The sequence below is a fragment of the Candidatus Woesearchaeota archaeon genome (assembly GCA_003695435.1).
Classification (GTDB): domain Archaea; phylum Nanobdellota; class Nanobdellia; order Woesearchaeales; family UBA11576; genus J101.
Map to the genome: position 1 here is coordinate 1 of RFJL01000053.1, position 7,940 is coordinate 7,940.

Sequence of the window (7,940 nt, forward strand, 5' to 3'; positions counted from 1 at the left end):
CAAAGGGCGCTGCGAAAAGGGAGAGCCATTTTTTGAAAAGTAACCATAAGTAGGAGAGTATGCTTATTATGATCTCGGTAAAGGTCATGTGAAGCAAACTATAAAAAGACTTTATAAATAATCTTTTCTACTCATAAGGAGTGTTTAAGCACAAGTTATACGAACATTTTTAAAGCACATTTTCTTACTTCTTCCTATAAAAGAGGTGAAACCAATGACCATTATATTCTTCTATGGAACTGAGTGCGCAACCTGCCACAAGATTGAACCAACGGTGGATAAAATAGCACAAGAAAAAGGTGTGGAAGTAGTTAAAAAAGAAACGTATCACAACGCGCAAAACCAAGAAGAGCTTATGCGACTCGCAGAAGGGAAATGCTCACAACTGCCCTTCATCATCAATACGGATAATGACAACTATCTCTGCGGAGATGTCAGCGAAGAGGAAATACAAGCTTTTTTCTCATGAAATTCCAAGCAGATGTTAGCATTGTTGAACCTGATCTAACAAGACCGTTAGTAGCATCAACAAATGCAGGCACTGCAACCAAACCTGCGTGGCTTAAGATCCGCCCTCCCACGCAAAGATTCAGCGAGGTCAAACAAGTTCTTAGAGCATATAACATCACCACTGTTTGCGAAGAATCCCACTGTCCTAATATGAGCGAATGCTGGTCAGGAGGCACTGCTACGTTCATGGCGATGGGGGATACTTGCAGTAGGGGTTGTAGGTTCTGCCAGATTAAAGCAGCAACAAAGATAGCACCTCTTGATCCTTATGAGCCTGAAAACATGGCTCGCGCAGCGCAAGAAATGGGACTTAGCTATGTTGTGATGACAAGTGTTGCAAGAGATGATCTTCCCGATCAAGGAGCACAACATCTCAAAAAATGCGTTGAAGAGATTAAGAAACGCGATATTCTCGTTGAAATTCTCATTCCTGATATGCAAGGAAAAGAAGATCTCATTGATATCATCCTCAGCGCCAAACCGCAGGTCTTAGCGCATAACATTGAAACCGTGCGACGTCTCACACCAATGGTAAGAGATAGAAGAGCAAGTTATGACCAAACACTCAAAGTACTCTCCTACGTAAAGAAAAAGCATGCTGTGTATACAAAATCATCAATCATGGTGGGTCTTGGTGAGACCCCAGAAGAAGTGCTGGAGACCATGCGCGATTTAAGAGGTGCTGGTGTTGATATCCTCACCATCGGCCAATACTTGCAGCCAAGCAAAAGACACATCAAACTCCAATCCTATGTTCATCCTAATACATTTGCATTCTATGAAGAAGAAGCGAAAAAAATGGGTTTTCTCTTTGTTGCATCAGGCCCCTTCGTGCGAAGCAGTTACAAAGCAGGAGAATTGTTTATGGAACAGATCATAAGGGGTGGTGATTCATAATGCTCCAACCACTACGCCCCACCCACCACCCTCATCGACGCAAGGGAGTCTCCTATTTTTTGCGTGAGCAAAAAATGGTCTTATCATTCAACACCTACAAGAAAAAACAACAAGAGCGAAAACAACAAGAGAAAAAATGACAAAAGAACACTTATTCGAATCATTCAACCCGCACGAAAACAACATGTTCACTGTTCTGAATGAAGACGGCTCTACAAATGAGTACGATCCTCAACTCTCTCAAGAAGAGTGCATGACAATCTACAAGAACATGGTGCGCTCACGTACCATGGATGAAAAAGCGTTCAAACTCCAACGTTCAGGAAAACTGGGAACCTTTGCACAAGCAATAGGGCAAGAAGGTTGTCAAGCACCCGTAGCACTTCTTCTTGACGACGATGATTGGGTTGTTCCCGCATTCAGAGAGCAATGCCTTTTCATCTCTGCAGGAAATGAGATGAAAAAATTCTTTCAATACTATGGAGGTAATGAGATAGGAAACCAGCCCAATAGGGATAAATTTCTCCCCGTCTCCATTGTCGTGGGATCTCACCCTTTACACGCAACAGGTATTGCCTGGGCGCAAAAAATCAAAGGAAACAAAGCAACAGTGTTCACCTATTTTGGTGACGGTGCAACTTCTGAAGGACAATTCCATGAAGCAATGAACTTTGCAGGAGTATTCAAAGTACCCGTAGTCTTCATTGCTCAAAATAATCAATACGCAATTTCACTCCCCGTTACAAAACAAACAGCATCAAAAAACTTAGCTCAAAAAAGCTGCGCGTATGGTTTTCCTGGAATGCTTGTTGATGGAAATGATCCTCTTGCCGTCTATGTTGCTGCAAGAGAAGCAAAAGCCTGGACGCGCGAGGGAAAAGGACCAGCACTCTTAGAATTCTACACGTACAGGCTAGGCCCACACACAACGGCAGATGATCCTACACTGTATAGAACGGACGAAGAAGTTGAACGCTGGAAGAAAAAAGACCCGATTCTTCGTTTTGAAACCTATCTTAAAAAACAAGGCTGGTTGGATCAAGATCTCAAAGAGAGCATAGAAGCACAAGCAAAAGAAGAAGTGGAACAAGCCGTAAAAGACGCGCAAAGCGAAACACCAACGCCTGAAGATATTTTCAAATGGACCTACAAAGAAATGACTCCTGCTCTTAAAGAACAACTTGAAGAACTTCAACAAACACTTAACTCAACATCAAACAATGCACAAGGTGATGAGAAATGACTGTGATGAACATGGTTGAAGCACTCAACGACGCTTTGCGCATAGCAATGAAAGAGGATGAGCGCGTCATGATCCTTGGCGAAGATGTAGGAAAAGAAGGAGGGGTTTTCAGAGTAACCTCAGGATTACAACAAGAATTCGGGGAAGAACGAGCAGTTGATACTCCTCTCTCAGAAGGGGGAATTTTCGGAACATCTATCGGACTTGCAATAGGGGGAATGATTCCCGTATGTGAAGCACAGTTCTCAGGCTTTATTTACCCTGGTTTTGATCAACTTATCTCTCACGCAGCACGTATGCGTACAAGAAGCAGAGGAAAATACGCTGTTCCTCTTGTTTTGAGATCACCTTGTTCAGGAGGAATCAGAGCACTTGAACATCACTCTGAGAGTATGGAAGCAATTTACGCACACACGCCAGGACTCAAAGTGGTCATGCCTTCAGGGCCCTATGATGCAAAAGGATTACTACTCGCAGCAATAAAAGATCCCGACCCTGTTATTTTTCTTGAACCCAAACGGGTGTATCGTGCAATCAAAGAAGAGGTTCCTCAAGAAGCGTATGAGATTGAACTGGGAAAAGCAAACATTGTTAACGAAGGATCCGATCTTACTCTTGTGACGTGGGGCGCAATGCTACGAGACGTTAAAAAAGCTCTTGAAGAAAGCGAGTACTCTGCTGAAATCATTGATCTAAGAACTATTTCACCTCTTGATACACAGACAATCATCGACTCAGTGAATAAGACGGGAAGACTTGTCATCGTTCAAGAAGCACCAAGAGAATGCAGTGTTTCTTCAGAAATCGCAGCACAAGTAGTGCAAAAAGCGCTCACCTCATTACTCGCACCAATAGAAAGAGTAACAGGGTTTGATACGATTTTTCCGCTCTACCAGAACGAGCTACTCTACTTACCAAGCAAAGAACGCATACTCAAAGCAATAGATAAGGTGATGCATTTTGATTGAGATTAAATTTCCCGACGTAGGAGAAGGTATTTCGGAAGGCGTTCTTGTAAAATGGAACGTTAAAGTAGGTGATAAAGTAAACGTTGACGATATTCTCGCAGAAGTTGAAACAGACAAAGCAATAGTTGAATGGCCAAGCCCAGAAGCAGGAGTAGTAACTCAGCTACGCGCAAAAGAAGGAGACACGATCAAAGTAGGTGATGTTATTGTTGTTCTTGACGACGAGAACAAGGTAAATCAAGCAAACCAAGAAAGCACCGAAAAGAAAGATGTGGCAGCTCAAGACGAAGATAAACAATTTCAAGAAAAAACATCAACGAGTGCTCCACTCACAAGCAACAAGAGGGATGGAGAAAAAAACACTACGTCAAGTTCTTCGCCTTCGGAAAATAAATCATCCCATGCAGAGCGTGTAAGCAAGGATACTTCAGAACAAGAAGCAACAGAACAAAAAGAAACAAAGCAAAAAGAAACAAAAGATCAATTTACCTCAACAGGAGTTGTAGGAAGTCTTGAAGAAGCAGCGGAAGAAGAACATTACAAGCTTAAACAATCAAAAGAAAGATCAACGCGGGTAAAAGCGCTTCCTGCAACGCGAGCAGTAGCAAAAAGCATGGGTGTTGACATAGAATCCATAAAAGGAACGGGAAAAGATGGTCTGGTTACTCTTGAAGATGTTTTGGCTGCTGCAAATAAAGAAAGTACGCGTGAAGCAAAACGTGAAGCAAAACAAGAAAACACTGAACAAGAAAGCGCCATCAAAAAAGATGAAGATCATGCGGGTAAAGAGGCTGTGAAAGACTTGCAGAAAAAACATCACCCGCAACCTCTAAAAAAACTCAAATATAATTTCTTTGGACATCTTGATTACGTTCCCTACAAGGGTATTCGCAAAACGATTGGTGAGCGTATGGTACGAAGTCACATGAATACCGCTCCTGTAACACATCATGATGAAGCAGATATCACAGATCTTATGGACATTAGAAATAAAGAGAAAAAGAATTACGAGAAATTTGATGTTAAACTCACTCCTCTTGCGTTTATAACAAAAGCACTTTGCTTGGCGCTTGAAAAACACCCTCTTTTCAATGCTGAGCTTAGAGGCGAGGATATTATCATCTACAAATACTATAACGTGGGCATTGCAGTTGACACTCCCGACGGGTTATTAGTTCCTACGATTGTCAAAGCTCAAGACAAATCAATACAAGAAATCGCTAAAGAAATCCAAGAGTTAGCAGAACAGGCAAGAGAGCGAAAACTTGACCCTGCACAAATGAAAAACGGAACTATTACCATTACTAATTATGGTTCTATTGGTGGAAGGTTTGCAACGCCTGTGATCAACTACCCGCAATCAGCAATACTTGGTCTTGGGCGCGCAACAGAACAGCCTGTTGTAAAAGAGGGTAAGATCTACGCACGTCTCATTCTACCGTTTAGCATCACCTTTGATCATCGCATTGTTGATGGTGCTGAGGCTGCTCGCTTTGCAAACACACTCAAAGAATACTTGGAAGACCCTCACAAGATTCTCGTAGAAGAAAAATAGTCTCAAAGGACAACAAAAGAACGACGTGCTTTGAACACCTGTGCACAGCTTTGTTTAGACTTCGTTCGTGAGGTGAGTGTATAGGTGCGATCTATCCACGCATAACGATGAATCCTACGTAGAAGAGGTAGGAAAGAACGAAAATAATTCCATGTTTTCGTCGTAAACGCGCACCTTTTCCCAAAAGTAAGAAGAAGAAAAGGAACGTGCTTACTAAGAGGAATAAGATATCAAAGGTTATTTGAGCAGGCAAAAGAACTGGTTTAATTACTGCGGTAAGTCCTAGGATAAGAAAAATGTTCAAAATATTGGAACCAATAATGTTTCCAACAAGGATGTCTACGTTTTTCTTCATTGCAGAGACAATAGTGGTTACCAGTTCTGGAAGAGATGTTCCAAACGCAACAATGGTTGCTGAAATAAGAAATTCAGATACTCCCAACGTCTTTGCAACGTATATCGCACCATCAACAACCCACTCCCCGCCGATAAACAGACCAATGGCACCAATGCCTATTTGCGTAAGTAATTTGGTGAAAGTGGCTGAAACACCGTCAAGAGAGGGGACCCTTGAGGACCGTGCAATTTCAAAAAGGTAGTAGACGAAGATGCCAAAGAATAGCAATAGCATAATCCCATCAATACGCGAGAGTTGGCTTGGCGTAATGTGGTCTATATAGGCATCATTTGCAAGCGTTGCAAGAGCAACAACTGCAAGGATATTGAACGGGATCTCTTTAAAGACGGTGTCTTGTTTAACACTAATAGAATAGATGATTGCACCTACTCCCAACACGAGAAGAGTGTTTGCAAGATTGGAACCAATAACATTACCAAATGCAAGATCAGAACTACCTTCAAACGCGGCAAAAATATTTACCATAAGCTCAGGAAGGGATGTTCCTAAAGAAACAATAGTAAGACCTACTATGAGTTCAGAAACACCTAGTTTTCTTGCAAGCGAAGATGCTCCCTCAATAAGAAGATCTGCTCCCTTAACAAGAAAGAAGATTCCTGCTATGAGGAAGAAAAGCTCTAAGATCATCCTGCAAGACCTCTGAGCAAGAATCCTATACCATAACTAATTCCTGCTGCAAGCCAGCCTACAAGGAGTAGTTCAAGGGTAGATCTTGTCTTACTCATCTCAACAACATACCCTTTTACAACACCTATGACGATGAAAGCAAGAGTGGTGAAGATAATAGAGAGCATGAAAAGATTGCTAAGAGGGTAAAATAGTGATATCAGATAGGGAAGAAGAGGAATACTTCCAATGAGGATGAATGCAAGAAAAGTCATAAGGGCAGAAGACGCAGGGGATTTATTATTGGTTGCGTGAAGGTTGTACTTGTGCGCGAGAATTGCTGAGAGAAATGTTTTTTTCTGCTTGGTAAGATGATCTATGATGTTATTGAGAAGAGCGGGCGGAAATTCCCTGTCCGAGAGGCTTTGTTTAAGAATTGTTTTTTGCAAAGCAGGCTCCTTTTCAATAAGGAGTTTTTCTCTTTGTTTAATACGTTGCTCATTCTCCCGTTCTGCTCGTGAGGCAAGAAATGATGAAGCGCCCATAGAAAACCCATCTGCAAGAAGATTCGCAAGACCAAGAATAATAACAATTGAAGGGGCAAGAGCTGCCCCTGCCACACCTGAAACTACTGCGAAGGTTGTAACAGTGCCGTCAGTTCCTCCGTAGACGAAGTCCGAGATGTAGCTTTTGAGTTTATCGCTATCCATCTATCTGCTCATCTACTTTTTACAACAATGTTTTCCTGGGCAAGCACAGGAGAACAGTGAGAGTCCATAGAGGACAAGAATGATCCCGATGAACATTGCCCAGCTAACCCAGCCCCAGTACGCGTTAGCAATAACTAAAAGTCCAAGTAGCGTTGTGCAGAAAGGACAACTCACAGCAGTCCTACAACAATTCATAGAGCAAGAATCTTTTTTTGGTTTTTCTTTCATGAAAATCACCTCTTTTTAATGCAGTGATGCAAAGTTAATTTATAAATGTGTGGTTGTTTAGTCAAACAAGTTTTGGTGTATTATGTGATAGTAGCGCATAAGGTCGACGAGATGATGGTGGATATTGGGAGGATAGTGAAAGTCTCTAAGTGAATCCGCACACTCTATTGATAAGAATTCTTTGCTCTTCTCATAAGGAAGTGAAAATACGGTATAGGTATGCACACAAAAGGGGATGATGTCTTGAGGTCGCTCTCTGATTAGGAGACCCACGTTTCGAGGGGTTACACGCACACCGTTAAGGACAAGAGTTGAGTTAAGAACAATATCTGCAAGTGTTCCTTGCTCTACTTCGTCATGTTGCTCCATGGCGTGAAGAAGGTAGAGTCCTATTCTTGCTTTTTGCGCATTAACGTCGTCCATGCAATCAGCAATGCCAAGTGATGCGAACCTGGGATCAAGCATTATGATTGCTGTGCATGTATTGCTTTGAGTACTTTGTCAAGGGTGTAGAAAAGATTGAAATCCGTAACTTGCGAAGTGATCACTTTGCCATTATCAATAAGCTTTGCATGTAATTCAAACTTATTATCCGAGTGGACATTTTTGCAAGTGAGTGTGAATCCCTCGAAATTTTGAGAATTGTCCTGGATCTTGCGAACGGAGTTTCCCACCATTTTTTTAAGAATGATTAAAGAGCCGTCATCAAGATCAGAAAAGCCTACAAGAGTAATGTTTCCGCCAAGCTCAATCATAGAATTATATACGCACTCAAAGTATATAAAACCCGAAGAGAGTTTATAAA

General features: G+C 41.8%; 9 protein-coding genes. 5 read left to right on the top strand and 4 right to left on the bottom strand.

Going from position 1 to position 7,940, the window contains the following annotated elements:
• The first annotated feature begins 214 nt into the window (after positions 1-214).
• From D6774_03960 to D6774_03980, 5 genes are all read left to right on the top strand, one after another.
• The gene (locus D6774_03960; protein RME77584.1) at positions 215-469 is read left to right on the top strand and encodes a hypothetical protein; all 255 of its coding nucleotides are present in this window, start codon (positions 215-217) and stop codon (positions 467-469) included.
• Complete coding sequence (gene lipA / locus D6774_03965) at positions 466-1,407, top strand: lipoyl synthase (GenBank protein ID RME77585.1); 942 nt, start codon at positions 466-468, stop codon at positions 1,405-1,407. The genes D6774_03960 and lipA overlap by 4 nt, the downstream gene beginning before the upstream one ends.
• A gap of 136 nt (positions 1,408-1,543) precedes the next feature.
• Positions 1,544-2,650 carry a pyruvate dehydrogenase (acetyl-transferring) E1 component subunit alpha gene (gene pdhA / locus D6774_03970; protein RME77586.1) on the top strand — a complete coding sequence of 369 codons (1,107 nt, stop codon included), beginning with the start codon at positions 1,544-1,546 and terminating at the stop codon, positions 2,648-2,650.
• Positions 2,647-3,618, top strand: a complete 972-nt coding sequence (locus D6774_03975) for an alpha-ketoacid dehydrogenase subunit beta (protein RME77587.1) — start codon at positions 2,647-2,649, stop codon at positions 3,616-3,618. Before pdhA ends, D6774_03975 begins: the two co-directional genes overlap by 4 nt.
• The gene (locus tag D6774_03980) at positions 3,611-5,173 is read left to right on the top strand and encodes a 2-oxo acid dehydrogenase subunit E2 (protein RME77588.1); all 1,563 of its coding nucleotides are present in this window, start codon (positions 3,611-3,613) and stop codon (positions 5,171-5,173) included. Before D6774_03975 ends, D6774_03980 begins: the two co-directional genes overlap by 8 nt.
• Before the next feature lie 91 nt (positions 5,174-5,264).
• Here D6774_03980 and D6774_03985 read toward each other — a convergent pair whose 3' ends face one another.
• The 4 genes from D6774_03985 to D6774_04000 all read right to left on the bottom strand — a co-directional run bounded on the left by D6774_03985 (position 5,265) and on the right by D6774_04000 (position 7,890).
• Positions 5,265-6,218 (bottom strand): sodium:calcium antiporter, encoded by a 954-nt coding sequence (locus D6774_03985; GenBank protein ID RME77589.1) that lies wholly within the window; start codon positions 6,216-6,218, stop codon positions 5,265-5,267.
• Positions 6,215-6,907: a hypothetical protein gene (locus D6774_03990; protein ID RME77590.1), complete on the bottom strand. Its 693-nt coding sequence runs from the start codon at positions 6,905-6,907 to the stop codon at positions 6,215-6,217. Before D6774_03990 ends, D6774_03985 begins: the two co-directional genes overlap by 4 nt.
• Positions 6,908-7,192: 285 nt before the next feature.
• Positions 7,193-7,600, bottom strand: a complete 408-nt coding sequence (locus tag D6774_03995; GenBank protein RME77591.1) for a hypothetical protein — start codon at positions 7,598-7,600, stop codon at positions 7,193-7,195.
• Positions 7,600-7,890: a hypothetical protein gene (locus D6774_04000; GenBank protein RME77592.1), complete on the bottom strand. Its 291-nt coding sequence runs from the start codon at positions 7,888-7,890 to the stop codon at positions 7,600-7,602. Before D6774_04000 ends, D6774_03995 begins: the two co-directional genes overlap by 1 nt.
• Positions 7,891-7,940: the final 50 nt, after the last annotated feature.